The sequence below is a fragment of the Sphingobium sp. D43FB genome, from assembly GCF_002312805.1.
In the GTDB taxonomy this organism is placed as follows: Bacteria; Pseudomonadota; Alphaproteobacteria; order Sphingomonadales; family Sphingomonadaceae; genus Sphingobium.
Map to the genome: position 1 here is coordinate 33,844 of NZ_NMUA01000018.1, position 25,459 is coordinate 59,302.

A 25,459-nucleotide genomic window follows, 5' to 3' on the forward strand; every position below is an offset into this window, starting at 1 on the left:
GTCATGAATCGGACATCATGCAAGCCCCGACCGAGATTTTTGAAGCGATCGCGCTCCAGAAGTGCCTGAAGGTGACCTATAACAAGATGGTCGTCACCCTGGCCCCGCACATCCTCTACACGCGCCATGACGAATTGTTCATCGACGCTGTGACCGTCGATCGCGACGGCACCCCCCCGCGCGAACTCAAGCTCGGCACCTTCAAGCTGGTCGGCCTGTCCGACCTCAAGGTGCTGGATGAGCAATTCGAGGCAATGCACGGCCTCTACGACCAGAATGACGACAAATATCGCAACGTCACCCTGTTCGCCGTAGCCCCGGAAAGCGCCGCCGCCTGATCGGCGGACGGCTACGCAAAACCTCCATTCGTTTCGAGGATGGAAAGCGTGGCGCGGGCGGTGGCAGCGCGGGCGGCTGCGCAAAACCTCCGTTCGTTTCGAGCGAAGTCGAGAAACCTGACCGCAGCGTTTCTCGACTTCGCTCGAAACGAACGGGTCGGGGCGCGCGCGCCCCCGTCACTTCTTCAACCGATACCCCGTCCGAAACATCCAGGCGATAATGGCGATACACACCGCCAACATCCCCGCGACGAACAACAGGCTGAACTCGATCCCCACATCCCCCTGACCAAAGAAGGTCCAGCGGAACCCGGAAATCAGATAGACGATCGGGTTGAAGAAGGTGATCGTCCGCCACGGCTCGGCCAGCATCTGCACCGAATAAAAAGCCCCGCCCAGAAACGTCATCGGCATGATCAGCAGCATCGGGATCACCTGCAACTGCTCGAAACTCTGCGCCCATACGCCAAGGATGAAGCCGAACAGGCAGAAGCTGATCGCGATCAGCACCATGAACCCCGCCATCGCGAACGGGTGCGCGACCTGCACATCGACGAAAAGATGCGCGGTCAGGAAAATGATGCTGCCGACGATCAGCGACTTGGTCGCCGCCGCGCCGACATAGGCGATGATCGTCTCGGTCGCCGACACCGGCGCCGACAGCAATTCATAGATGGTGCCGGTGAATTTGGGCATATAGATGCCGAAACTCGCATTGAAGATGCTCTCGGTGAACATAGACATCATGATGAGGCCGGGCACGATGAAGGCGGCATAGGGAACCCCGTCCACCTCCGTCATCCGCGACCCGATCGCGCCGCCGAACACCACGAAATAGAGCGATGTCGTGATCACCGGCACGAGCAGTCCCGTCATCAACGTGCGCCGAAACCGGTGCAACTCGAACAGATAGATCGCCGCAATGGCGCGCAAATTCTGGAGCATCACGCCGCCTTCTCCTGATGAACCAGGCTCACGAAAATATCCTCCAGGCTGCTCTGCCGCGTATTCAGATCCTTATACGCGATGCCCAGGTCACCCAACCGCCGCAGCAACGACGACACCCCGGTCCGCTCCGCCGTCGTATCGAAAATATATTCGATCTCATGGCCATCATCTTTCAGCGTCACGTCCCATTCGGCCAGTTCGCCGGGCACACTCGTCAGCGGCTCGGCCAGCACGACGCTCAGCGTCTTCTTGCCCAGCTTTTTCATCAGCGCGACCTTATCCTCGACCAGCATCAACTCGCCGCGGTTGATCACCCCCACCCGGTCGGCCATTTCCTCGGCCTCCTCGATATAATGGGTGGTCAGGATGATGGTGACGCCGGTCTGGCGCAATTCGCCGATCAGCGTCCACATGTCGCGGCGCAACTCCACGTCCACGCCAGCGGTCGGCTCGTCCAGGAACAGCACGCGCGGCTCATGGCTCAGCGCCTTGGCGATCATCACCCGGCGCTTCATGCCGCCCGACAATTCCAAGATTTTGCTGTTGCGCTTGTCCCACAGCGACAGGTCGCGCAGGACTTTTTCGATATGGGCCGGGTTGCGCGGCTTGCCGAACAGCCCCCGGCTGAACGTCACCGTGTCGATCACCCGCTCGAACTGGTCAGTGGACAATTCCTGCGGCACCAACCCGATCGCCGACCGCGCGCCACGATAATCGCGCACAATGTCATGCCCGGCCACCGTCACGCTGCCGCCCGTCGCGCGCGCAATGCCGCAGATGATGGAGATCATCGTCGTCTTGCCCGCGCCATTTGGCCCCAGCAGCGCGAAAATCTCGCCTTCCTCGATGGTCAGGTCAACGCCCTTGAGCGCCTCAAATCCTGACGCATAGCGTTTGGTCAGGCCGTCGATGGTAATGATGGATGCCATGGATGGCTCAGCCCCTTTTTGCAGTGCGGCAAAGATAGGGAGAAGATTGCCAAACGCAACCTATTTGCCCTCCCTATTCGCCCCGTCGCGTGAACCTAAATACGGTCGCGGGCGGAAAATTGCGCACCGTCTGGCCGACCCGCATGACATCCAGCCCCAGCGCCTCGATAACCTCCCGGTTAACCGGGTGCCGCATCGAATAGGTGAACTGCACGAAGCTGCCCCCCGGCTGCAACATGCGGAAGGATTCGGACAATATGTCGTGATGCATATAGCGGTCCATCGCCAGCAGCGGCAGCCCGCTCACCACCACCTGATAATCGCCCGGTTCCCCCGCCGTCGCGGTGGACACGATCTGCGCCGGGCTTTCCAGCACCGATACCTGTGGAAAATGCCGCCGCAACCCACGCGCAAAGGCGGGGTTGATCTCCACCACCTCCAACTTTTCGGGCGGCAGGCCGGTCTTCAGGATGGCCCGCGTGAACACGCCCGTTCCCCCGCCCAGTTCCAGTACCCGGCCATCACTCGGATCGATCTGCGCCACCATTAGGCGGGCGAGATAGCGGCTGGACGGCACGACCGACGCGGTCTGGCGCGGCTTCTGGACCCAGGCGGCCAGGAAATCGAGATACTCGGTGGCGCGGGCGCGAAATTCCCCGCTCGGAAGAGCGATTGCCCGGCTGCGCTTGGGCTTATGCTGCATGGGCGAAATACGACCGCTCTCTATCCATCGCGACTCCCTTAGCGAGCCGGAGCCGTCCCGTCGATTGGCTTTAGCGTTTCGATGCGTTCTTGCAGCCAATCAGCCACCGCCGCGATCCGCGCCAGCTTGCGCAGGTCACCATGCATCACCAGCCAGAAGCTGCGCGTAATCTCCACCCGCTCGGCCATCAACTGCACCAGCCCTGCGTCGCGCCGCCCGATAAAGTCCGGCAACACGCCGATCCCCGCCCCCTCCGCGATCATCCGCTGCTGCATGATGATGCTGGTCGACCGCAGATGCGCCTCCAGCCCCGCCTCCACCTCGTCCAGATAATCCAGCTCCGGCGAAAAGATGAACTCCGGCACATAGCCGATCAGCGTATGCCCGCGCAGGTCAGAGGGCGTGTCCGGCCGCCCCGCCCGCGCCAGATAGTCGGGCGACGCATAAAGATGCAGCCGATAATCCCCCAGCCGCCGCACCATCAACCGCCCGCGCTGCGGCCGCGCCAGCATCACCGCCATATCCGCCTCGCGCTTGGACGGATTGAGGAAGCCCGATGCCGTGATCAGATCCAGCCTGATGCCCGGATGCCGCCGGTTGAAATCGCCCATCCCCGGCGCCAAAACCCAGGTGCCGAACCCTTCCGCCACCGACAGCCGCACTTGCCCCGCCAGCGTGCGCTCCTGCCCGCGCATCTCCTCGACCGCCGCCAGCGCCGCGCTCTCGGCCGCCTCGGCATGGCCCAGCAATTCCTGCCCCCGCGCCGTCAGGCTGCGCTCACCCGCACCCATTTCGAACAATTCGGCATCCAGCGCCTTCTCTAGCCGCGCCAGCCGCCGCGCGATCGTGGTCGCGTCGATCCCCAGCGCCCGCGCTGCCGGTGCCACCTTGCGCGCCCGCGCCACCGCCAGAAACACGCGCAGGTCATCCCAATCGAACATGCCGCCCCACCCCTGCAAAATTGCAGGCCACCCATGCATAACTTCCCCATTGCTTGCAATAACGCAAGCAGCCTAGAAGGCGGCAACAATTTGAGAGGATGCCTTCCATGCGTGAGATTTCGCACAAGCTCGCCTTCACCCATGACGCGCCAGCGACACGCTATAGCGACGTGTTCGATCCCAATAATGGCGGTGTCCAGGCCCGCGTGGCGCTGGGCGATGCTGCCCTGCTCGACCTCGCCGTCGCCGCTGCCAAGAAAGCGCAGCCCGCCTGGGCCGCCGTCAACCCGCAGCGTCGCGCCCGCGTCATGTTCAATTTCAAGGCGCTGGTAGAAGCGAACATGACCGAGCTGGCCCATCTGCTCAGCTCCGAACATGGCAAGGTGATCGCGGACTCCAAGGGCGACATTCAGCGCGGCCTCGAAGTCATCGAATTTTGCTGCGGCATCCCCCACGTCCTCAAGGGCGAATATACCCAAGGCGCAGGGCCGGGCATCGACGTCTACAGCTTCCGCCAGCCGATCGGCATCGGCGCTGGCATCACCCCCTTCAACTTCCCCGGCATGATTCCGCTCTGGATGTCGGGCGTCGCCATCGCGACCGGCAATGCCTTCATCCTCAAGCCCTCCGAGCGTGACCCGTCGGTCCCTGTCCGCCTCGCTGAACTGTTCAGCGAAGCGGGGCTGCCCGATGGCATCCTCCAGGTCGTTCAGGGCGATAAGGAAATGGTCGACGCCATCCTCGACCACCCGGATATCAAGGGCGTCAGCTTCGTCGGTTCGTCCGACATCGCCCATTATGTCTATAATCGCGGCGTCGCCGCCGGAAAGCGCGTCCAGGCGATGGGCGGCGCAAAGAATCACGGCATCGTCATGCCCGACGCCGATCTCGACCAGGTGGTCAACGACCTGTCCGGCGCCGCCTTCGGTTCGGCGGGCGAGCGCTGCATGGCGCTGCCCGTCGTCGTGCCGGTCGGTGAAAAGACCGCCATTGCACTGCGCGAAAAGCTGATCCCGGCGATCGAAGCCCTGCGCGTCGGCGTCTCCACCGATGCCGAAGCCCATTATGGCCCGGTCGTCACTGCCGCACACAAGCAGAAGATCGAAAACTGGATTCAGACCGGCGTCGATGAAGGCGCTGAACTGGTGGTCGACGGCCGCGGCTTCACGCTGCAAGGCCATGAGGAAGGCTTCTTCGTCGGCCCGACCCTGTTCGATCATGTCACCACCGGCATGAGCGCCTATAAGGAAGAGATTTTCGGCCCGGTCCTGCAAATGGTCCGCGCCGACAGTTTCGAAGAAGCCGTCGCCCTGCCCAGCCAGCATCAATATGGCAATGGCGTCGCCATCTTCACCCGCAACGGCCACGCCGCCCGCGAATTCGCCGCCCGCGTCGATGTCGGCATGGTCGGCATCAACGTACCCATCCCGGTCCCCGTCGCCTATCACACATTCGGCGGCTGGAAACGCTCGGCCTTCGGCGACACCAACCAGCACGGCATGGAAGGCGTGAAATTCTGGACCAAGGTCAAGACGATCACCCAGCGCTGGCCCGACGGCGGCGTGGGCGATGCCGCCAACGCCTTCGTCATCCCGACCATGGGGTAAGGGATTTGGGGGGAGGCACTACCTCTCCCCCCGTCATCCTGACGACCCGAAGGGCAGCGCAGCTAACGTCAGGATCCATTCGCTCTACGTCAAAGGCGGAAAGCCCAGCATGACGGCCCGATCTTCCCAGAACGGATTATCCTTCTCGATGAGCGCCACCTTCCACGCCCTCTTCCAGGCTTTCAACTGCTTCTCGTGCAAGATGGCCGCCTCCATCGTCTCGGCCACTTCATAATGAACCAGTCGCTTCACATTATAGCGCGATGTGAAGCCGGGAACCGCGCCGGTGCGATGTTGGTGCAACCTACCCATCAAATCAGATGTGACGCCGATATAGATCGTGGCATGACGACCACTGCTCAACAGATAGACGCAAGGTTGACGTTCCATTCGGGGGCCACGCTAATGGATGCTGACGTCCGTCAGCATGACGGAAAATACAGTATGGACAAGCCATCATGACCCAATTCGACCTCACCGACGACCAACGCGAAATCCAGGAACTCGCGCGCCGCTTCACCGCCGACGCGATCACCCCGCACGCGGCCGAGTGGGACGAACACCACATCTTCCCCCGCGACACGATCCGCGCGGCGGCCGAACTGGGTTTCGGCGGCATCTACGTGTCCGAAAGCGCCGGCGGCATCGGCCTCGGCCGCCTCGAAGCCGCGCTCATCATGGAAGCCATGGCCTATGGCTGCCCCTCCACCAGCGCCTTCATCTCGATCCACAATATGGCCGCCTGGATGATCGACAGCTATGGCAGCGACGCGCTCAAGGCCGCCTATCTCCCCGACCTCATCCCCATGACCCGCATCGCCAGCTATTGCCTGACCGAAGCGGGTGCAGGCTCCGACGCCGCCAGCCTCAAGACCAAGGCGGTGAAGGATGGCGACCATTATGTCGTCACCGGCTCCAAGCAATTCATCTCCGGCGGCGGCGAGAATGAAGTCTATCTCGTCATGGTCCGCACGGGGCAGGAAGGGCCAAAGGGCATCAGCTGCCTCGTCATCGACAAGGACATGCCCGGCGTCAGCTTCGGCGCGCAGGAACGCAAGCTCGGCTGGCACAGCCAACCCACAGCGCAAGTGAATTTCGACGCCGTCCGCGTCCCCGCTGCCAATCTCGTGGGTAGCGAGGGACAGGGCTTCGCCATCGCCATGGCGGGCCTCGACGGTGGCCGCCTCAATATCGGCGCCTGCTCGCTCGGCGGCGCGCAGCGCTGCATCGACGAAGCCGTCCAATATACCAAGGACCGCAAGCAATTCGGCCAGTCGATCGCCGACTTCCAGAACACCCAGTTCACGCTGGCCGACATGGAAACCGAGCTTCAGGCCGCCCGCACCCTGCTCTACGCCGCCGCCGTCAAGGTGACCGACAATGCCCCGGACAAGACCCGCTTCGCCGCCATGGCCAAGCGCTTCGCCACCGACACCGGCTCCTCCGTCGTCGACCGCGCGCTGCAACTCCATGGCGGCTACGGCTATCTGATGGACTATCCCGTCGAACGCTTCTGGCGCGACCTGCGCGTCCATTCCATTCTCGAAGGCACCAACCAGGTCATGCGCATGATCATCGCGCGGGACATGTTGCGGGATTAGCTCAAAAGCCGTTCGGGCTGAGCTTGTCGAAGCCCTCCACTTTTCTTCAAGAAAAACGGCCCTTCGACAGGCTCAGGGCGAACGGAAAGATAGGTCAGCGTGACAGACGACATTCTCACTTTCATCGAAAACACTATCGGCCGCATCCGCCTCAATCGCCCCAAGGCCATCCACGCCCTGACGCCGGCCATGTGCGACGCGATCAACAGCGCCCTGCTCGCCTGGCGCAGCGACGACAGCGTGACCGCCGTGATGATCGACCATAGCGAAGGGCGCGGCTTCTGCGCGGGCGGCGACATCGCGCTCATCGCCAACAGCGCCAAATCCGACTGCGTCGAAGCCGAACGCTTCTTCCACCTCGAATATCGCATGAACCATCTGCTGTTCGTCTATGACAAGCCGATCGTCGCCTTCATCGACGGCATCGTCATGGGCGGGGGCGTCGGCATCTCGCTCCCCGCCCGTTACCGGGTCGCGACAGAACGCACGACCTTCGCCATGCCCGAAACCGGCATCGGCCTGTTCCCAGACGTGGGCGGCGGCTGGTATCTCCCCCGCTTGCCCGGCCGGGTCGGCGCATGGCTCGCCGCCACCGGCGCGCGGATCGACGGCGCGGATTGCGCCGCGATCGGGCTCGCCACCCATTATATGCCGTCCGAAACAGTGGACGACGTAAAGGCGCGCATCCTCGCCGACCCTGCCAGCCTGGCCGCCATCCTCGACGCCGCCGCACAAACGCCCCCGCCCTCCAAGCTCGAAGCCGCCCGCCCCGACATCGACCGCCTCTTCGCCTCGAACAAGGCGGAGGAGATCGTCGTCGCGCTCGACGCCGACAGCAGCGAATGGGCCGCCAAGCAGCGCGCCACCCTCGCCACCAAATCGCCCCAGACGATCAAGGTCGCCCTGCGCCAATTGATCGAAGGCGCGGCCCAGCCCGATTTCGCCTCCAACATGGCGATGGAATATGGCCTTGCCTGCGCGATCATCCGCCGCCCCGATTTCGTCGAAGGCGTGCGCGCGCTGATCTTCGACAAGGACAACAAGCCGCAATGGAACCCGGCCACGCTGGAAGAGGTCAGCGACGCGATGATCGATACGATCTTCGCAGCCCTGCCCGCCGACCAGCAATGGACGCCACTCCCGGCGCTCGCGACCTGATCTGTCCTACACCGCAGGCACCTGCTATGGTCCCCATGCACGCTGCCTGCCCCACGCCGCCCGCTTTCCGATAGGATCAGGGCCGCGCACGAATATGTCCGTTTTTACGGGAAATATGCGAAGTTAAGCAGGAGAGAAGAGCATCATGACCCAGACCATCGCCTTCATCGGACTCGGCAATATGGGCGGCGGCATGGCCGCCAACCTGCTCAAGCATGGCTATGCCGTCCGCGCCTTCGACCTGTCGGAGGAAGCACTGGCTAAAGCGGAATCGCTCGGCGCCATCCGCGCCAGCAGTGCCGCCGACGCCGCGACTGACGCCGACGCCGTCGTCACCATGCTGCCCGCCGGCAAGCATGTCGAAAGCGTCTATTCGGGCGAAGTTTATGGTGCGGCCAAACCCGGCGCGCTGTTCCTCGATTGCTCGACCATCGACGTCGCCACCGCCCGCCGCGTGATCGACGCGGCGACGGATCGCGGCTTCGACATGGTCGACGCCCCCGTTTCCGGCGGCATCGCAGCCGCCAATGGCGGCACGCTGACCTTCATGGTCGGCGGCACCGACGCCGCCTTCGAACGCGCCAAACCGATCCTCTCGGCCATGGGCAAGGCGGTCATCCACGCCGGCGGCGCGGGCAATGGCCAGGCCGCCAAAATCTGCAACAATATGCTGCTCGGCGCGACCATGGTCGCCACCTGCGAGAGCTTCGCCATGGCCAAGAAACTGGGCCTCGATCCGCAGACCTTCTATGACATTTCCAGCGTCTCGTCGGGCCAAAGCTGGTCGATGACCAGCTACTGCCCCGTCCCCGGCGTCGGCCCCCAATCGCCATCCGACAATGGCTATCAGGGCGGTTTCGCCGTCGGCCTGATGCTCAAGGACTTGAAACTCGCCACCGAAGCCGCCGCCTCGGTCGGGGCCTCGGTCCCGATGGGCAATGTGGCGGAATCCCTCTACCAACTCCTCGCCAACCAGGGCGAAGCCGGTCGCGACTTCTCGCTCATGATCGAGATGCTGGAGGGGAAGTAACCCACCCCCGTCATGCCAGCGAACGCTGGCATCTCACTTCCTTTGGCGGCGTAAGAAGAAAGTGAGATCCCGGCTTTCGCCGGGATGACGGCCTTGGGGAATTATATCACTTCCCCTTCCCCGCCTCAGCCGCCGCCAGCACGCGCAACACATTGCCCGCCCAGATCTTCTGCACATCCGCCTCGCTATAGCCCGCCTTCAACAGCGCCTCGGTGATCCTGGGTAGGTCCAGCACATCCTCCATGCCGACGACCCCGCCGCCGCCATCCCAGTCCGCACCGATCCCCACATGATCCGGCCCCACGACCTTGAGCGCATGCAGCATATGCGCCATGAAATCATCGAAGGTTGCCCGCTCGGTCTCAGGATAGAGCCGGTCGATCTCCTGCCGCTTGCCCAGCAGTTCCGCCCGCTTCTCCGCCGTCATCTTGCCGCCATCCCGCATCGACGCGAACAGCGCCCCCATCGCCTTCTGCCGTTCGGGGTTGGGCTTGGCCGCCTTCAGATAGGCTCCATAAGCGTTCATCTGAATGACGCCGCCCTTGGCCGCCAGCGCCTTCAACCGATCATCGTCGATATTGCGCGGATGGTCATAGACCGCCTTGCACCCCGAATGGGTCAGCAGCACCGGCGTCGTCGACAGCGCCAGCAGATCGTCCAACACCTGATCCGAACTGTGCGAGGCATCCGGCATTATGCCCAGCCGGTTCATATCCTTGAGCAATTGCTTGCCCAGCGGACTAAGCCCGCCATAGCGCGGCTTCTTCGACGGGTCGGTCGAACTGTCGGCAAACTGGTTATGCGCGAAATGGGCAAAGCCCACCACCCGCACACCCATGTCGTAGAAGGTCTGGAGCAGGCCGATATCCTCGCCCAGCGGATAGGCATTTTCGATCGACATATAGACGACCCGTTTGCCCGCCGCCGCGATCGGCGCGGCGTCCTTGGCCTCCAATGCCAGCGCGAAATTGGCCGGGTCTGCCGCCACCATCTCGCGGATCGACACGCCCCGCATCAGCGCGAAATCGCGCGCCTTGGCAAAGCCCTCGACCGTCAACGGCCCCTGCCCCGTATAGATGGCCCAGAAACCGCCATCCAGCCCGCCCTTCTTCATGCGCGGCAAATCGACCTGGGTATAGTCGCTATGCACCCCATGTTCCTCGTCGATCGACCAATCGGGCAGGTCGAGCGAGGCGGGCGTGTCGAGATGGCTGTCGAGCGTCAGCAGCTTCTGATGCAATTGCTGCACCTTCTTCGGCACAGCCTGCGCCGACGCGGCGACCGGGAGCAGCGCAATCAGCGCTGCCCCCATCATAAGTCCAACCCGCATCAGATTTCACCCGAAATGGTGAACTGGAACGTCCGCGGCGACAGCGGCCGGAAGAAGCCATCGCCCGTCACGGTCGAGGAAATATAGGACAGCACATCCTTGTCGAACAGATTGTCGACATTGAACCGCGCCTTCACGCTCTTGACCGGCCCCAGGCTGAATCCATCGCCGATATCGACATAGGCGCTGAACACGGTGAAGCCCGGCACGCTCGAACCCGGCGAATTGACGAAGGTGGACCAGCGGCGGCTGGTATATTTGCCGGAGATATTGCCCACCAGCCAGCTCGCCGGTTCGATCGTCACGCCGCCATTGACGATCCATTTGGCGCTGTCGGGAATGAACTTGCCATCGGTCGCATAGGTGAGCGTGGGCGTGACGATATCGTCCTTGAACTTGGCTATATTATAGGTGGCGCTCAGGTTGAAATAGGCAAGGCCATTGAGTGCGGACGGTTTGAACGTGCCGCTGAATTCCGCGCCATAGGCCGTTACCCGGCCAACATTCTGGAAGAAGGTTTCGGTGACGTTGGTCGTGCCGGGCAGGATGCCCGTGATCGACTGGATGCGGTTCTTGAACTTGGTGTAATAGCCCGCCAGCGACGCATAGAACTGCCCCTGGTTGGTGCGGATGCCCGCCTCGAAATTCTGCGACCGTTCCGGTGCAGGAGCAGGCACGACGGCCGCGCTGCTGTTCAGCGCGACGGAGAAGATGTCGTCCATCCCCTTGGGCAAAGCCATATTTTCGGCATAAGAGGCGAAAATCTGGGTCTGGTTGTCGATCTTGTAGAGGACGCCCGCCATCGGCAGGAACCCGTCGCCATAGCTGGCCCGGTTGGTCTGCGGTCCCCAGCCCGCAACCCAGACGGGCGCAGCGGCGGTGCCCGCATTGCGATAATAGTCGTTGAAGTCGCGATAGCCGCTTTGGCGATAGTCGATATGCAGTGCCTTGATTCCCAGGTCGAAGATCAGGCTGTCATCCATCAAGGAAATGCGGTCCTTGACGAACGCCTGCGTCGTATGCCGTTCCGACTGATAGTCGCGCCGCACATAGACGAGTTCGTCCAGGTTGGGCGCGCTGGCGGGCGACCCGTCGGTCGTGTTGAACCGTGCCTGGGTGCGATTATAGCTGTCGACCTCGGCCCACAGGCCCGCCTCCACGCTATGCGCGCCCATGTCCCAATGGAGTTTGGTGGTCAGGCCATAGCGGTCGCCGCCCACCGTCGATAGACCATATTGCGTACCGCGCGGCGCCGTCAGCGCCAGGCCTGCCGCCGTTTGCCGCGTATATTGTAGCAGGCTGTTGGCATAGCTGTCGGGCGACACGCCATAGCCGCCCTTATCCTCATAATAGGCCGTCGCTTCGGCCCATACACCATCGGCTATCCCCAGATGGACAGTGCCACCATAGAGCTTGTCCTTCCGCACGTTGAGCGCGAGATTATAGGTGTAGGTATAGTTGCTGTTGGAAAAGGCCGGGCCGCCCTCCACCGGCGCAAAACCCGGCGTGCTGTTGGGCACGACGGCGATATAGCCACGATCCCGGCCGGTGTTGCCGCCCACATCCGGCGTCGCGGAATTGTAGAGTGTGCGGCTCAGCGTCGGCGAGTCATAGTCGAAAAAGTCGTTCGACACGAATTTGAACCGCGCCCAGCTATCGCCGCCCAGATCGGCGTGGAGTTGCGCCTCCCAATGCTCGCGATCGACCGTGCCGACGCCCCGCCACAGGTCGCTGTCCAGCTTGGTGCGGCTCACATAGGCGCGGAACGGCCCGACCTGCCCCGTGCTGGCGCGGATGAAGGTCCGCTTCAGCCCGAAATCGCCAAAGCTTTGCGACACGAACAGGCCCATATCCTCCTGCGGCGCGATGCTGTTATATTGCACCACTGGCCCCAGCGTCGAATAGCTGGGCAGGCTCACATCGCCCGCGCCCACCGCGGCTTCGACCACGCCCAGATTTTCATTGTCGACATAGCGGAACACCGGGCTGCCGCCGAACGCATCGCTGCGGCCCGTCGGGATGCCATCGACGATGAAGCCGATCTGATCCAGGTTGAACGCGCGGGTCTGGACGCTGTTGCCGAATTCATAGAGGCCCAGCGCCCCATCGGTCTGCACGTTGAAGCCGGGCAATTGCTCCAGCATTTTCAGGCCCGAAATGCCCGACGGCGCGGACAGCAGCGCCTCGCGCGTCACCGCCACGACATTGCTCACCTTATCCTCGCCGATCGCCTCGGACGATTGCGAAATACGGCGGCCGGTAACGGTGATGCTCGTCTCGTCATCGCCGACCGGCTCCTGCGCATGGGCGGCAGGAACCAGGGCTGCGGCGGCACAGGCCAGCAGCAGCGCGCGAGTGGACGGACGGACGACAAAATGGACGGACATGAAGAGGCTCCCTGGGTGTCATGAGCCGATCAGGGTGACGCGCAGGGCGTCGCACCTCTCCATATTTCGTTATTCAGTTTCCTTCTGAAACGAGGGTGCTGGGAAAAGCCGCCATCAATCTGTCACAAAATCCGCGTCTGTTGCCGATCCGTCACACAGACTTAGCGGCCCTTCCAGACCCCCGGCCGCTTTTCAACGAAGGCCGTCATGCCTTCCTTCTTGTCCTCGGTCGCAGTGAGTATCTGGAACATGCGCCGCTCGGTCAGCAATCCTTGGGCAAGGCCCGTCTCGAACGCGATATTCACCATTTCCTTGTTCACCATTGCGGCCATCGGCGGCATCGCGGCGATGGCGGCCGCGGTCTTGAGCGCATCGTCCAGCAGCTCGGCGGCAGGCACGATCCGGCTCACCAGCCCCGACCGTTCGGCTTCCTCAGCGCCCATCATCCGACCCGTCAGGCACATGTCCATCGCCTTGGCCTTGCCGACCGCGCGGGTCAGGCGCTGCGATCCGCCCATGCCCGGCGCGACGCCCAGCTTGATTTCAGGCTGGCCGAATTTCGCCGTATCCGCCGCAATGATGAAATCCGCCATCATCGCCAGTTCGCACCCACCGCCCAGCGCAAAGCCAGCGACCGCCGCGATCCACGGCTTGCGGGTGGCGACCACATGGGTCTGCCAGCCGGAAAAGAAATCCTGCAGGAAGAAATCGGCGCCGTCCTTGTCGACCATCTCCTTGATGTCCGCACCCGCCGCAAACGCCTTTTCGCTGCCGGTCAGGATCGCGCAATGCTGGGTCGGGTCGGCATCATAGGCGGCGAAAGCGGCGCTCAGGTCGCTCAGCACCTGCCCGTTGAGCGCATTCAACGCCTGCGGCCGGTTGAGCGTGATCAGCGTGACCGCGTCGTGCTGTTCGACCAGGATCGTTTCATAGGTCATTGCCATCTCCCATTATTGCGTTGCCAATCAAGACCGCATCAATTCCGATAAATCCTCCCCCTGTGGGGGAGGTGGCAGCCCGCAGGGCTGACGGAGGGGTGTCACCCTCTCGATAGCGGGACACCCCTCCGTCTGGCTGCGCCAGCCACCTCCCCTTCCAGGGCAGGATCAATTATCCACTCTGCTCTATGGACAAGCGACGCCATCCGCCACCCCCTTGCGCCCTAGCATTTCCGCCAAGCCTATCGGCACAGATGCATGAAATCCCGGTCATAGCTTTTGAGGTGCGCGCCGCCATCGACATAGAGCGTCTGCCCGGTCACCGCAGTCGCATCGGCCAGATAGAGGACAGCCTGCGCGATCTGGTCGGCCTGCGGCAACCGGCCAAGCGGCATCATCGCTTCCAGCCGGGCCATCTGGTCGGGATCATAATCGGGCGTCGCGATGGTCAGCCCCGGCGCGACCGCATTGACCCGCACCTTGGGCGCCAGCGCATTGGCGCTCGTCTGCGTCAGCCCCGCCAGCGCCAGCTTGGACAGCGTATAGGCCAGTTGGTCGCCATGGGGATGGTCAATCCGCTGGTCGAGAATATTGATGATGCAACGATCGCCCGTGCCGGCCGGAACCGTTGCGAACGCCTTGGTCAGCATCGCGGGCGCTGCGCAATTGACCGCATAGTGGCGCATCAACTCATCCGCCGTCACCGTGTCGATCCGGTCCTGCCCGAACATCGCGGCGCTGTTGACCAATATGTCGGGCGGACGACCGAACCGCTCGGCCACCCGCGCGATCAATTCCTCGGCATTTTCGGGGTCGGCGAAATCCACGACGAAGCCGTCCCACTCGGTGCCCTGCGCCTCCAGCGTCAGCGCCAGGTGGGAATCGAGCCGCGTATCATGGCTGCCATGGATCGCGAGCGAATGGCCGGCCTTGGCCAATGCCCCGCTTATGATCCCGCCCAGCCGCCGATGCCCGCCCGTGACCAGCGCCAGCCGCTTGGTTGCCAGCGGCAACGCGCCGACCGGCTCTACGGAAGGCCGCGCGCTGCCCAATGGACGATAGGGACGTTCTTCTTCGCTCATGAACCGATGAGCTTCAGCACTTCCTCGCGCGACTTTTCATCGTCGCGGAACACGCCCAGCATCCGGCTCGTCTTCATGATGACGCCCGGCGTGCGAACGCCCCGCCCGGTCATGCAGCCATGCGTCGCCTCGATCACCACGGCCACGCCCTGGGGTTTCAGATGCTCCCAGATGCAGTTGGCGACTTCGGACGTCAGCCGTTCCTGCACCTGCAAGCGGTTGGCAAAAGCATGCAGCACGCGCGCCAGCTTGGAAATGCCGACCACATAATCGCCGGGCAGATAGGCGATATGCGCCTTGCCGACGATCGGCGCCATATGATGTTCGCAATGCGACTGGAACGGAATGTCCTTCAGCAACACGACATCGTCATAGCCGCCCACTTCGTGGAAGATGCGCGAGAGATGATAGGCCGGGTCATCGCCATAGCCCCGGCAATATTCGCGCCACGCCCGCGCGACCCGCTCCGGCGTTTCCACCAGCCCTTCGCGTTCCGGCATGTCGCCCGACCATCGGATCAACGTGCGGATCGCATCCGCCACTTCGGACGGAACCGGCTCCTTGCCGTTGCCAACGGTTTCCGCATCGGGATCACATGCCATGAACAGCGCCACTCCTTCTTAATTGCCCCGCATATAAGGATTTGATCCTGTAATGGCCAGCCCTTTCGGGATGACTGGACATGGTATCGCACGGGTGGCAAATCGGCACCGAACGGGATCGTGAACGAACAATAATGACCTTCAAACAATTACCTCATGCGCACTGAACGGATCGCCGCCGTGCTTCTGGCCGCGGGCATGTCGTCCCGCTTCGGCGAAGATGACAAGCTCATGGCCGACCTGCGTGGCAAGCCCGTCGCAGCGCACACGTTGGAAACCGTCGCCTCCATGGCCTTTGCCGAACTGGTCGCGGTGGTCCGGCCGATCGACGTCGCCCCGGTCCTCCACCGCAAACTGGATCGACGCGGCTACACTATCATCGTCAATGACCGCCCCGAAGACGGCATTTCGGGCAGTATCGTGCGCGCGGTCGAACATCTCATGCCGATCAACAGCGTGCGCGGCATCCTCATCTGCCTCGCCGACATGCCCGACGTGCCGCAAAGCCATTATAACCGCATCTGCCTCGCGGCCGAGGATATCCGCTCGGTCGTCGCCAGCACCGACGGCTTCTCCTCCTCGCCCCCCGCCTTCATCGGCCGCAAGCATTTCCCCGAATTGCTGCGCCTGCGCGGGGATCAGGGCGCGCGCGCCTTGCTCAGCCATGGCCTCCAGATCGACACCAGCGTCGGCATCCTGCACGATATCGACACGCCGGAGGATCTGGTGAGCAGCGTGCCGCCAGTACCCGGCGGATCAACTTGATCGGGTCGGGTCGGTCATCGCATCGGCCATCTCGCGTGGATCGGGCGCACGGCTGAGCGGCAGCGATCCGGTCTGCCGTTCCAGCATCCGATGCACCACCGGCGGCACCGGCCCCGTATGCAAGGCCCAGATGGCATCGCTATTGGCGATGTCGGCGACGGTCCGCCGCTGATTATGCCGCACATAATCGAGCCAGGTCGACACATGATAGCGCTCGATCCACAGTTCAGGATCGCTCAAATCCCGCATCAATGACCAGCCATGCGCCCCATCGCGCCGCCTTATCCGCCGCCGCTCGCTCATCGCGGTCAGGAACGGCACGACCGATCCGGCCGGAATGCGATATTCGATCGTCACCACCACCGGCCCGCTGCGCGGCTCGACCGGCACCGCCGTATCCGGCTCCCGCCACCTATTCTGCAGGTCCAGATTATCGTCGCCAATCTGCGGCAGCGGGCGCATCAGACCGATCAGCGCCGCCACGAACTGCACCGCCGCCGACGCATAAAGCGCCTCGACCACGCCCTGGCTTTCGGCCAGCCAGCCGAATAGCCAAGCACCGATCGCCATCCCGCCAAAAGCACTCATCTGATAGAGCGAAACCGACCGCGCCACCACCCAGCGCGGCGCGGACATCTGCACCGACACGTTGAAGGTCGACAGCGCCGTGACCCAGCCGAACCCGGCCAGCAGATAGCCAAGCAGCGCCAGCCCCAGCCAACTGCTCATACCGGTGATCGCCGTCCCCAGCGCCAGCATTAGCGCCGCATAGCGCACGATATGTTCGACCGACAGCCGCGCGCGCAAGTGCCGGGTCGACAAGGCCCCCGTCACCGCCCCCAACCCGAACGCGCCGCTGGTGAGGCCGAAGGTCAGCGCGCCGCCCCCCAATATGTCGCGCGCCACCAGCGGCATCAGTGCCGACACGGCGCTCGCGCCAATGCCGAACACCGCCGCGCGCAGCAGCACCAACTGGATATTGGGCGACATCGCGACATACCGAACCCCCGCCCGCATCGCCAACGCCAGCCGCTCGCGCGGCAAGATCTTGGGCGGCAGTTCAGGCTCCCAGCGAGACAGCACTACCAGCAGCCCGACATAGCTGACCGCATTGGTCAGGAACGCCGCCGCCGCCCCCGCCGTCGCGACGATGACGCCGCCCAGCGCCGGGCCGACGCTTCGCGCCAGGTTGAAGCCCATCGAGTTCATTGCCACCGCGCTCGGCAAGATCGCGCGCGGCACCATGTCGCCGACCGCCGCTTGCCAGGCCGGGCCATTGATCGCCGTGGCGCATCCCAGCGCAAAAGTGAACGCGAGCAGCAGCCAGGGCGTCATCCACCCGGCCCAGGCCGTGACCGCCAGCAACGCCGACACCACCAGCATCCAGCTCTGGCAGGCGATCATCACCTTGCGCCGGTCCAGATTGTCGGCGACCGCCCCCGCCCACAGCGACAGCAGCATGATCGGCAGCGTCGTTGCCGCAGGCACCAGCGCAATCAGCATCGGCGACGCCGATAGCGAAATCATCATCCACGCCGCGCCGACCGACTGGATCAGCCCGCCGAAATTGGACGCCAGGCTCGCCATCCAGATCGCGCGAAAGGTAGGGACGGAGAAGGGCGACGGCGCGGGGGGAGACTCGGCTGGGGACACGCCCCCCATGAAGCGGAATTGGACCGCAGCGTCAAACCCGCAACGGGCGCAAACTGCCGCTACGTCAGGGCCAGTAGGGGCAGAAAAACATATTTCCCGCTTGCACTTTACGTAAACGTAAATACATTCAGTGCCGGTATCCGATGCGCCCGGCAGGGGCGACCCACGGAGAGGAAAGCCACATGGAAGCTTATATTTACGACGCCGTCAGGACACCCCGTGGCCGGGGCAAGCCGGACGGTTCGCTGCACGAAATCACCCCCGTTCAGCTCGCGACGCAAATGCTTGAGGCGATCCGCGATCGCGCCGCGATCGACACCGTCGATGTCGACGACGTCATTCTGGGCTGCGTGACGCCGGTCGGTGAACAAGGCGCGGACATTGCCCGCACCGCCGTCCTCAACGCCGACTATGCCCTGACCACGCCAGGCGTTCAGGTCAACCGCTTCTGCGCCTCCGGCCTTGAAGCCGTAAATATCGCCGCGGCCAAGGTGCTGTCTGGCGAAGCCCTGTTCGCCATCGGCGGCGGCGTCGAGTCCATGAGCCGCGTGCCGATGGCATCGGATGGCGGCGCGCTCGCCATGGACCCGGCGGTCGCGTACAAAACCTATTTCGCCCCCCAGGGCATCGGCGCCGACGTCATCGCCACCAAATTCGGCATCAGCCGCGACGATGCCGACGCCTATGCCGTCGAGAGCCAGAAGCGCGCCAAGATGGCGTGGGACGAAGGCCGTTTCGCCAAGTCGATCGTCCCCGTTCGCGACGTGATGGGCCAGGTCGTCCTCGACCATGACGAACATATGCGTCCCGAAGCGACTATGCAGTCGCTCGGTGCGCTCAAGCCCGCCTTCACCGCGATGGGTGAGGAAATGCCCGGCTTCGACACCGTCGCCCTGCTCCGCTACCCCGAATTGGAGCGGGTCAACCATATCCACCATGCCGGCAACAGCAGCGGCATCGTCGACGGCGCGGCCGCCGTGCTGGTGGGCAACAAGGATATGGGCGACAAATATGGCATCAAACCCCGCGCCCGCATCCGCGCCATGGCCTCGATCGGCTCTGAACCGCTGATCATGCTGACCGGCCCGGAATTCGTCGCGGGCAAGCTGCTCGCCCGCGCGGGCATGACCACCGCCGACATCGACCTGTGGGAACTCAATGAAGCCTTCGCCAGCGTCGTGCTGCGCTATATGCAGGCGATGAAGCTCGACCATGACCAGATCAACGTCAATGGCGGCGCAATCGCGATGGGCCATCCGCTGGGCGCGACCGGCGCGATGGTGCTGGGCACTGCGCTCGACGAACTGGAACGATCGGGCAAGGGCACCGCGCTCATCAACCTGTGCGTTGGCGCGGGCATGGGCACCGGCATCATCATCGAGCGTATTTAAGAAACAACAAAATCCGTTCGTGCTGAGTAGGGGCTGAGCGAAGTCGAAGCCCCGTATCGAAGCACCCTTCGATACGCCATTTCGACAGGCTCAATGGCTACTCAGGACGAACGGAGTTGGAAGAGGCAGCATCATCATGCAGACCATCGCATTCACCACCGACGCCGACGGCATCGCCACGCTGACGATCGACGTTCCCGACCAGTCGATGAACGTCATCGGCCCCGACTTCCTGGCCGATCTCGACACCGCCATCACCCGCATCGCGTCCGAGGAAGCGATCAAGGGCGCAGTCATCGCATCGGGCAAGGACAGCGGCTTCATGGCCGGTATGGACCTTAAATATTTCGGCTCCATGCTCGCGACCAAGGATGGCAGCCGTCCTGCCCCCGCCGCCATCTTCGACCAGGTTTTCATCCTCAACCAGTTGTTCCGTCGCCTCGAAACCTGCGGCAAGCCGGTAGCCTGCGCGATCGAGGGCACCTGCGTCGGCGGCGGTTTCGAACTCGCGCTCGCCTGCCACCGCCGTTTTGTCGGCGACAGCAGCAAAACCCAGCTTGGCCTGCCCGAAATCCTCATCGGCCTCTTCCCCGGCGGCGGCGGTTCGCAGCGTCTGCCGCGCCTGATGGGTGTGCAGGCCGCCCTCATGTACATGCTGCAGGGCAAGCTGTTCCGCCCCGCCGAAGCCGCCATGCTAAAGGTGGTGGATCAGGTCGTGCCGCAGGGCACGGCAGTCGAGGCAGCACGCGAATGGGTGAAGGCCAACCCCACCGCCAACACCCAGCCCTGGGACGTCAAGGGCTTCAAATTCCCCGGCGGCGTCGGTCAGTTCAACCCCGGCTTCGTCCAGACGATGGTCGGCGCGCTGCCCATGACCCTCAAGCAGACCCAGCGCAACATGAACGCGCCGATCGCCCTGCTCTCGGCCGTCTATGAAGGCGCGCAACTCCCCTTCGACCGCGCAATCCGCATCGAAAGCAAATATTTCGCCAGGGTCGCCGCCGATCCGCAGGCAAGCAACATGATCCGCAGCCTGTTCGTCAACAAACAGGCTGCCGAACGCGGCGCGCGCCGTCCCAAGGCTGAACCCAAGGTGCCCACCACGAAGCTCGCCATGCTCGGCGCGGGCATGATGGGCGCTGGCATCGCCACCGTCGCCGCGCAGGCGGGGATGGAGGTCGTGCTGTTCGACCGTGACATCGCCTATGCGGAAAAGGGCAAGGCCCATGTCGAAACGGTGCTCAAGAAGCGCCTGGGCAAAGGCATGACGCCGGAGAAAGTGGCGGCAACGCTCGCCCGCGTAACCCCCACCGCCGACTATGCCGATCTCGCCGGTGCGGACTTCGTGATCGAAGCGGTATTCGAGGATGTAACGATCAAGGCCGAAGTCACCAAACAGGTCGAAGCGGTCCTCGGTCCAGACGTCATCTTCGGCTCCAACACTTCCACCCTGCCGATCACCAAGCTGGCGACCGCCTGGTCCAAGCCCGCCAATTTCATCGGCGTCCATTTCTTCTCGCCGGTCGAAAAAATGCCGCTGGTGGAAATCATCCTCGGCAAAGAAACTGGCCCGGCCGCCATTGCCAAGGCACTCGATTTCGTCGCCCAGATCAAAAAGACGCCGATCGTCGTCAATGACAGCCGTGGCTTCTACACCTCGCGCTGCTTCGGCACCTATGTACAGGAAGGCGCCGAACTGGTCGCCGAGGGGATCAACCCGGCGCTCATCGAAAATGCCGGCAAGCAGCTTGGCATGCCGGTCGGCCCGCTCGCGGTCAGCGACGAAGTCTCGATCGAGCTTGGCTATAAAGTCATGACGGCCGCGAAGAAGGAATTGGGCGACGCCTATGTCGTGCAGCGTTCCGACGACGTCATGACGCAGATGGTCGAACGCGACCGTCTCGGCCGCAAAAATGGCAAGGGCTGGTACGACTATCCCGAAGGCGGCAAGAAGATGCTGTGGTCGGGCATTGCCGACCTCTTCCCCCGCGCCGACGATCAGCCCGATGTCGAAGCGGTGAAGGAACGCCTCCTCTATCGCCAGCTTATCGAATGCGCCCGCTGCTATGAGGAAGGCGTGCTGGAAACGCCGGAAGATGGCGACATTGGCGCGATCTTCGGCTGGGGCTTTGCGCCTTATACCGGCGGTCCCTTCGCGCATATGGACACGGTCGGCATCGCCCATGTCGTCGCCGTGCTGGATCGGTTGTGGGCCGCCCATGGCGACCGCTTCGCCGCCACCGAACAGTTGCGCGCGATGGCCGCCACCGGCGCGACCTTCTACCAGTCGGTGCCAGACCGCGCGGCGGCATGATCGGACTGTAAATCTTAACGACGCTAAGCTACGTCTCCCCGGCAGCAGTTGGGGAGACGTTTTTCTTATGCGCGAAAAGCCGACGATATTGGTCACGGGCGGCGCTGGCTATATCGGCAGCCATGCCGTGCTGGCGCTCAAAGACGCGGGCTATGGCGTCATCGTCATCGACAATCTCGTCACCGGCTTCCGCTGGGCGGTTCCTGACGATGTGCCTTTCGTGCAGGGCGACATTGCCGACCAGCCGCTCGTTGAAGCGACGCTGCGTGACCATGGCATCACCGCGATCATGCATTTCGCGGGGTCCGTCGTCGTGCCGGAATCGGTCGAAAACCCGCTCAAATATTATCATAACAACAGCGCCAAGACCCGCGACCTGATCGACAGCGCGGTGCGCGTCGGCGTGCCCCATTTCATCTTTTCCTCCACCGCCGCCACCTATGGCACGCCGGATGTGGAAGCGGTGCGGGAAGACACCCCGCAACAGCCGATCAATCCCTACGGCATGTCCAAGCTGATGACCGAATATATGCTGCGCGACGTCGCGGCCGCGCATCCGATGAACTTCTGCGCGCTGCGCTATTTCAACGTCGCAGGGGCCGATCCGCAGGGGCGCACCGGCCAGTCGACAGCGGGCGCGACTCATTTGATCAAGGTCGCCGTCGAAGCCGCGCTGGGCAAGCGCGAAAGCGTCGCCATCTTCGGCACCGACTTCGCCACCCCGGACGGCACGGGCGTCCGCGACTATATTCATGTCAGCGACCTTGCCGCCGCCCATGTGCTGGCGCTCGAAGCGCTGATGGTGGAGCCGGATCGCAATCATTTGCTCAATTGCGGCTATGGTCGGGGCTTTTCAGTGCTGGACGTGCTTGATGCCGTCGACCGCGCCACCAACAATCCCATCACGCGCGTCATGGCCCCGCGCCGGGCGGGCGATCCTGCCGCGCTGATTTCGGACAATCGCGCCATCCTTGCCGCCTTCCCCTGGCAGCCGCGCTATGCCAATCTCGACCTGATCGTCGCCCATGCCCTCGCCTGGGAGCGCGCCTTGGAGACTCGCGCATGAGCGAAGCCTCCGTCCGCGCCTTCTTCGCTACCCATGCGCCTGACGTGACGATCATCGATCAGGGCATCAGCACCGCCACCGTATTGGAAGCCGCCGCCGCGCTTGGCGTCGAACCCGCCCGCATCGCCAAGACCCTGTCGCTGCGCGTCGGCGATACCGTCGTCCTTGTCTGCACCCGCGGCGACGCGCGCCTCAACAATGGTAAGGCCAAGGCTGCCCTTGGCGCAAAGCCCCGGATGCTGGGCGCGGACGAGGTCGAGGCGATCACCGGCCATCCGGTCGGCGGCGTCTGCCCGTTCGGCCTGACCGCGCCGCTTGCGATATATTGCGACATATCTTTGCAGGCCTTCGATACCGTCTTCCCCGCCGCCGGTTCCCGCACCACCTCGGTCGAACTGACGCCCGACCGGCTCGCCGCCTTGACCGGCGGACAATGGATCGACATCTGCACCCTCCCGGAAACAGGGGATTAATTTCCATGCCGACCGAACATCATTTCACCGACAGCGCCCAGGCCGCCGCCGACATCGCCACCCGCATCGCCACGGTTTTGGAACAAGCCATCGCCACGCGCGGCGTCGCAACCCTCGCCCTGTCGGGTGGCCGCTCCCCCCGCCCAGTACTCGAATCACTGTCCGCTTCGCTGTCCGATTGGAGCAAAGTCATCGTCACATTGGTCGACGAACGCTGGGTCGATCCGACCGACCCCGACAGCAATGAAAAGCTCGTTCGCGACAGCTTGCTGCAAGGACCAGCCGCCGCCGCGCGCTTCGTGCCGATGAAGAACGCCGCCGCCGACGCCTATCTCGGCCAGCCAGCGGCGGAAGCGGACTTCGCCGCCCTCCCCTGGCCGCTCGACATCATCCTGCTCGGCATGGGCGATGACGGCCACACCGCCTCGCTCTTCCCAGAGGCCAAGGAATTGGACGAAGGCCTCTCCAGCACAGCGCTGACCATCGCGGTCACGCCGCCCGCCGCCCCGCATCAGCGGCTTTCGCTGACCGCCCATGCCATCCTGTCCAGCCGCCACATCTTCTTGCAGATCAGCGGCGCCGCGAAAAAAGCCGTCTATGATCGCGCCATGGCGGGCGGCCCCGTCGAGGAACTGCCGATCCGCGTCGCCCTGTGCCAGGACGCCGTGCCGGTCGATGTCTGGATCAGCCAGTAAGCCCAGCCAGCTCTACCGCCCGCGCAAACACCGCCTCGAACATCTCCGCCGTCAGTCGACCGGTATTCTGATTATAGCGCGAGCAATGATAGCTATCGATCAGCATCCGCCCGTCTGGCATGCGATGTTCGGCCAGATGGGCAAAGCGCGCCTTGGGCAGCCGGCCGCCCAACACCTTGACCGCCGACTGGTGCGCGATCTGGCCCAGCGCCACGAACACCCGCGCTTTGGGCAGCGCTGCAACGCCCTGCGCCAGAAACGGTCGGCACTTGTGCACTTCGTCGGGAACCGGCTTGTTCTGGGGCGGCAGGCAGCGGACCGAATTGATGATGATCGCGTCCTTCAGCACCAGCCCATCATCGACCCGCGCATCATAGGCACCCTCGCTCAGCCCGAACTTCGCTAGCGTCTCGAAGAACAATACGCCCGAATCATCCCCGGTAAAAGGCCGCCCCGTCCGGTTCGCCCCCTGCTTGCCCGGAGCAAGCCCGATGATGCCGATCCGCGCCAACGGATCGCCAAAGGCCGGCACCGGCGCATTCCACCAATCGGGATGTTCGACGCGGCATTCCTCGCGCAAGGCGACAAGGCGGGGACAGAGCGGACAGTCGCGCGGCGGTTCGGTCGGTTCAAGGGGGCTTTCCAGGATCATGGGCAGCAGATAGGCGCTGATCGATGGCCGACACAAGCACGCACATTTATGCCCTGGCCTTAGGGTCCAACCGGCCGCTCTCCGCACGCCGCACCCCTGCGCGCCTGCTGGACGAAGCGGCCGCGCTGATCGGCGAGAAGATGCGCGTCATCGCGCTCGCCCCTGCCATCACAACACCGCCAATGGGACCATCCTCGCGCCTCTATGCCAACAGCGCGCTGCTGGTCGAAAGCCCCCTGCCCCCGCCCGCTTTACTCTCCCTGCTCCAGTCGATCGAACACAGGCTCGGTCGCCGCCGCCATCGCCGCTGGGGCGCACGCAGTGTCGATATCGACATCATCCTCTGGTCGGGCGGCATCTGGCGCAGTCGCCTGCTCACCATCCCCCATAGCGCCTTCCGCCAGCGCGCCTTCGTGCTGACCCCGCTCGTCGCCATCGCCCCGCGCTGGCGCGATCCCCTTTCAGGCCTCACCATCCGCCATCTGCACGCCCGCCTGCAAAAGCACACGCGAAGAGGTTGACCATCGCGGTTCCCCCTATTAGGGCGACCTCCACCGCTAAACGGGTCCATAGCTCAGTCGGTAGAGCAACTGACTTTTAATCAGTAGGTCGCTGGTTCGAACCCAGCTGGACTCACCATTTAAGCGGTCGGCAAAGAACTGGCCTATTGCGCGTGCATCGCGTGAGCCGAGCCGAATCGCCTCCGCTCTTCCGCCATCAGACAGACAGCCATCGGGTGGCCTCATGCCCCCCATTCGCATCACAGGCGGCGTTTCCCCCTTTTTCTGTCGCGCTGCCGTGCCAATGCCTATGGCTCCGCCCGCTGAACTGCTACCCTTGGGTGATTGCGACGATC

The 25,459-nt window shown here is 63.6% G+C and carries 24 protein-coding genes and 1 tRNA gene; 13 read left to right on the forward strand and 12 right to left on the reverse strand.

Annotated elements, in window-relative coordinates:
- Window positions 1-17 precede the first annotated feature (17 nt).
- The gene (locus SxD43FB_RS15410) at window positions 18-338 is read left to right on the forward strand and encodes a hypothetical protein (RefSeq protein WP_037479154.1); all 321 of its coding nucleotides are present in this window, start codon (window positions 18-20) and stop codon (window positions 336-338) included.
- Between the two features lie 177 nt (window positions 339-515).
- Here SxD43FB_RS15410 and SxD43FB_RS15415 read toward each other — a convergent pair whose 3' ends face one another.
- The 4 genes from SxD43FB_RS15415 to SxD43FB_RS15430 all read right to left on the reverse strand — a co-directional run bounded on the left by SxD43FB_RS15415 (window position 516) and on the right by SxD43FB_RS15430 (window position 3,859).
- A complete protein-coding gene (locus SxD43FB_RS15415; RefSeq protein WP_096062961.1) occupies window positions 516-1,286 on the reverse strand; it encodes an ABC transporter permease in 771 nt (256 codons plus the stop codon).
- On the reverse strand, window positions 1,283-2,215 hold the full coding sequence (locus SxD43FB_RS15420) for an ABC transporter ATP-binding protein (protein WP_037477391.1): 933 nt from the start codon (window positions 2,213-2,215) through the stop codon (window positions 1,283-1,285). The genes SxD43FB_RS15415 and SxD43FB_RS15420 overlap by 4 nt, the downstream gene beginning before the upstream one ends.
- Window positions 2,216-2,288: 73 nt before the next feature.
- Complete coding sequence (locus tag SxD43FB_RS15425) at window positions 2,289-2,918, reverse strand: methyltransferase domain-containing protein (protein ID WP_096062962.1); 630 nt, start codon at window positions 2,916-2,918, stop codon at window positions 2,289-2,291.
- A gap of 38 nt (window positions 2,919-2,956) precedes the next feature.
- Entirely contained in the window at window positions 2,957-3,859 is a 903-nt protein-coding gene (locus tag SxD43FB_RS15430) for a LysR family transcriptional regulator (protein WP_096062963.1), read from the reverse strand.
- 107 nt (window positions 3,860-3,966) lie between these two features.
- On the opposite strand from SxD43FB_RS15430, the gene SxD43FB_RS15435 reads away from it, so the two are divergent.
- Window positions 3,967-5,466 (forward strand): CoA-acylating methylmalonate-semialdehyde dehydrogenase, encoded by a 1,500-nt coding sequence (locus SxD43FB_RS15435; RefSeq protein ID WP_069066486.1) that lies wholly within the window; start codon window positions 3,967-3,969, stop codon window positions 5,464-5,466.
- A gap of 84 nt (window positions 5,467-5,550) precedes the next feature.
- Here the strand turns inward: SxD43FB_RS15435 and SxD43FB_RS15440 are convergent, their stop codons facing one another.
- On the reverse strand, window positions 5,551-5,856 hold the full coding sequence (locus tag SxD43FB_RS15440) for a GIY-YIG nuclease family protein (protein WP_096062964.1): 306 nt from the start codon (window positions 5,854-5,856) through the stop codon (window positions 5,551-5,553).
- Window positions 5,857-5,924: 68 nt separating this feature from the next.
- Here SxD43FB_RS15440 and SxD43FB_RS15445 point away from each other — a divergent pair, with 68 nt between their 5' ends.
- From SxD43FB_RS15445 to mmsB, 3 genes are all read left to right on the forward strand, one after another.
- The gene (locus SxD43FB_RS15445) at window positions 5,925-7,067 is read left to right on the forward strand and encodes an acyl-CoA dehydrogenase family protein (RefSeq protein WP_096062965.1); all 1,143 of its coding nucleotides are present in this window, start codon (window positions 5,925-5,927) and stop codon (window positions 7,065-7,067) included.
- A gap of 99 nt (window positions 7,068-7,166) precedes the next feature.
- Complete coding sequence (locus tag SxD43FB_RS15450) at window positions 7,167-8,225, forward strand: enoyl-CoA hydratase/isomerase family protein (protein ID WP_096062966.1); 1,059 nt, start codon at window positions 7,167-7,169, stop codon at window positions 8,223-8,225.
- A gap of 145 nt (window positions 8,226-8,370) precedes the next feature.
- Window positions 8,371-9,255 carry a 3-hydroxyisobutyrate dehydrogenase gene (mmsB, locus tag SxD43FB_RS15455; protein WP_096062967.1) on the forward strand — a complete coding sequence of 295 codons (885 nt, stop codon included), beginning with the start codon at window positions 8,371-8,373 and terminating at the stop codon, window positions 9,253-9,255.
- Between the two features lie 106 nt (window positions 9,256-9,361).
- Here mmsB and SxD43FB_RS15460 read toward each other — a convergent pair whose 3' ends face one another.
- The 5 genes from SxD43FB_RS15460 to folE all read right to left on the reverse strand — a co-directional run bounded on the left by SxD43FB_RS15460 (window position 9,362) and on the right by folE (window position 15,594).
- Window positions 9,362-10,585, reverse strand: coding sequence for a dipeptidase (locus SxD43FB_RS15460; RefSeq protein WP_096062968.1), 1,224 nt, complete (start codon window positions 10,583-10,585; stop codon window positions 9,362-9,364).
- Window positions 10,585-12,972, reverse strand: coding sequence for a TonB-dependent receptor (locus SxD43FB_RS15465; protein ID WP_096062969.1), 2,388 nt, complete (start codon window positions 12,970-12,972; stop codon window positions 10,585-10,587). The genes SxD43FB_RS15460 and SxD43FB_RS15465 overlap by 1 nt, the downstream gene beginning before the upstream one ends.
- Window positions 12,973-13,133: 161 nt before the next feature.
- Window positions 13,134-13,910: an enoyl-CoA hydratase-related protein gene (locus SxD43FB_RS15470; RefSeq protein WP_096063011.1), complete on the reverse strand. Its 777-nt coding sequence runs from the start codon at window positions 13,908-13,910 to the stop codon at window positions 13,134-13,136.
- A 242-nt stretch (window positions 13,911-14,152) separates the two neighbouring features.
- Window positions 14,153-14,992, reverse strand: a complete 840-nt coding sequence (locus SxD43FB_RS15475) for an SDR family oxidoreductase (protein ID WP_096062970.1) — start codon at window positions 14,990-14,992, stop codon at window positions 14,153-14,155.
- The gene (gene folE, locus SxD43FB_RS15480; RefSeq protein ID WP_037480530.1) at window positions 14,989-15,594 is read right to left on the reverse strand and encodes a GTP cyclohydrolase I FolE; all 606 of its coding nucleotides are present in this window, start codon (window positions 15,592-15,594) and stop codon (window positions 14,989-14,991) included. The genes SxD43FB_RS15475 and folE overlap by 4 nt, the downstream gene beginning before the upstream one ends.
- Before the next feature lie 156 nt (window positions 15,595-15,750).
- Here folE and SxD43FB_RS15485 point away from each other — a divergent pair, with 156 nt between their 5' ends.
- Window positions 15,751-16,359, forward strand: coding sequence for a nucleotidyltransferase family protein (locus SxD43FB_RS15485; RefSeq protein ID WP_096062971.1), 609 nt, complete (start codon window positions 15,751-15,753; stop codon window positions 16,357-16,359).
- On the opposite strand, the gene SxD43FB_RS15490 is transcribed toward SxD43FB_RS15485, so the two are convergent.
- Window positions 16,351-18,021 carry an MFS transporter gene (locus SxD43FB_RS15490; RefSeq protein WP_096062972.1) on the reverse strand — a complete coding sequence of 557 codons (1,671 nt, stop codon included), beginning with the start codon at window positions 18,019-18,021 and terminating at the stop codon, window positions 16,351-16,353. The two genes, SxD43FB_RS15485 and SxD43FB_RS15490, sit on opposite strands and share 9 nt — an antisense overlap.
- Window positions 18,022-18,194: 173 nt before the next feature.
- Here SxD43FB_RS15490 and SxD43FB_RS15495 point away from each other — a divergent pair, with 173 nt between their 5' ends.
- The 5 genes from SxD43FB_RS15495 (at window position 18,195) to pgl (ending at window position 23,951) form a co-directional block, all read left to right on the forward strand.
- The gene (locus tag SxD43FB_RS15495; protein ID WP_096062973.1) at window positions 18,195-19,403 is read left to right on the forward strand and encodes an acetyl-CoA C-acetyltransferase; all 1,209 of its coding nucleotides are present in this window, start codon (window positions 18,195-18,197) and stop codon (window positions 19,401-19,403) included.
- A 136-nt stretch (window positions 19,404-19,539) separates the two neighbouring features.
- Window positions 19,540-21,717 (forward strand): 3-hydroxyacyl-CoA dehydrogenase NAD-binding domain-containing protein, encoded by a 2,178-nt coding sequence (locus tag SxD43FB_RS15500; protein WP_096062974.1) that lies wholly within the window; start codon window positions 19,540-19,542, stop codon window positions 21,715-21,717.
- Window positions 21,718-21,784: 67 nt separating this feature from the next.
- Window positions 21,785-22,783, forward strand: a complete 999-nt coding sequence (galE, locus tag SxD43FB_RS15505; protein ID WP_096062975.1) for a UDP-glucose 4-epimerase GalE — start codon at window positions 21,785-21,787, stop codon at window positions 22,781-22,783.
- Complete coding sequence (locus SxD43FB_RS15510; protein ID WP_096062976.1) at window positions 22,780-23,256, forward strand: YbaK/EbsC family protein; 477 nt, start codon at window positions 22,780-22,782, stop codon at window positions 23,254-23,256. Before galE ends, SxD43FB_RS15510 begins: the two co-directional genes overlap by 4 nt.
- Window positions 23,257-23,261: 5 nt before the next feature.
- Entirely contained in the window at window positions 23,262-23,951 is a 690-nt protein-coding gene (gene pgl / locus SxD43FB_RS15515) for a 6-phosphogluconolactonase (RefSeq protein ID WP_096062977.1), read from the forward strand.
- Here pgl and SxD43FB_RS15520 read toward each other — a convergent pair.
- Window positions 23,941-24,603 (reverse strand): uracil-DNA glycosylase, encoded by a 663-nt coding sequence (locus tag SxD43FB_RS15520; protein ID WP_096062978.1) that lies wholly within the window; start codon window positions 24,601-24,603, stop codon window positions 23,941-23,943. The two genes, pgl and SxD43FB_RS15520, sit on opposite strands and share 11 nt — an antisense overlap.
- 23 nt (window positions 24,604-24,626) lie before the next feature.
- Between SxD43FB_RS15520 and folK the strand changes: the two genes are divergently transcribed.
- Window positions 24,627-25,124, forward strand: coding sequence for a 2-amino-4-hydroxy-6-hydroxymethyldihydropteridine diphosphokinase (folK, locus tag SxD43FB_RS15525; RefSeq protein ID WP_096062979.1), 498 nt, complete (start codon window positions 24,627-24,629; stop codon window positions 25,122-25,124).
- A gap of 42 nt (window positions 25,125-25,166) precedes the next feature.
- Window positions 25,167-25,242: transfer RNA gene (locus tag SxD43FB_RS15530), tRNA-Lys, on the forward strand.
- Window positions 25,243-25,459 lie beyond the last annotated feature (217 nt).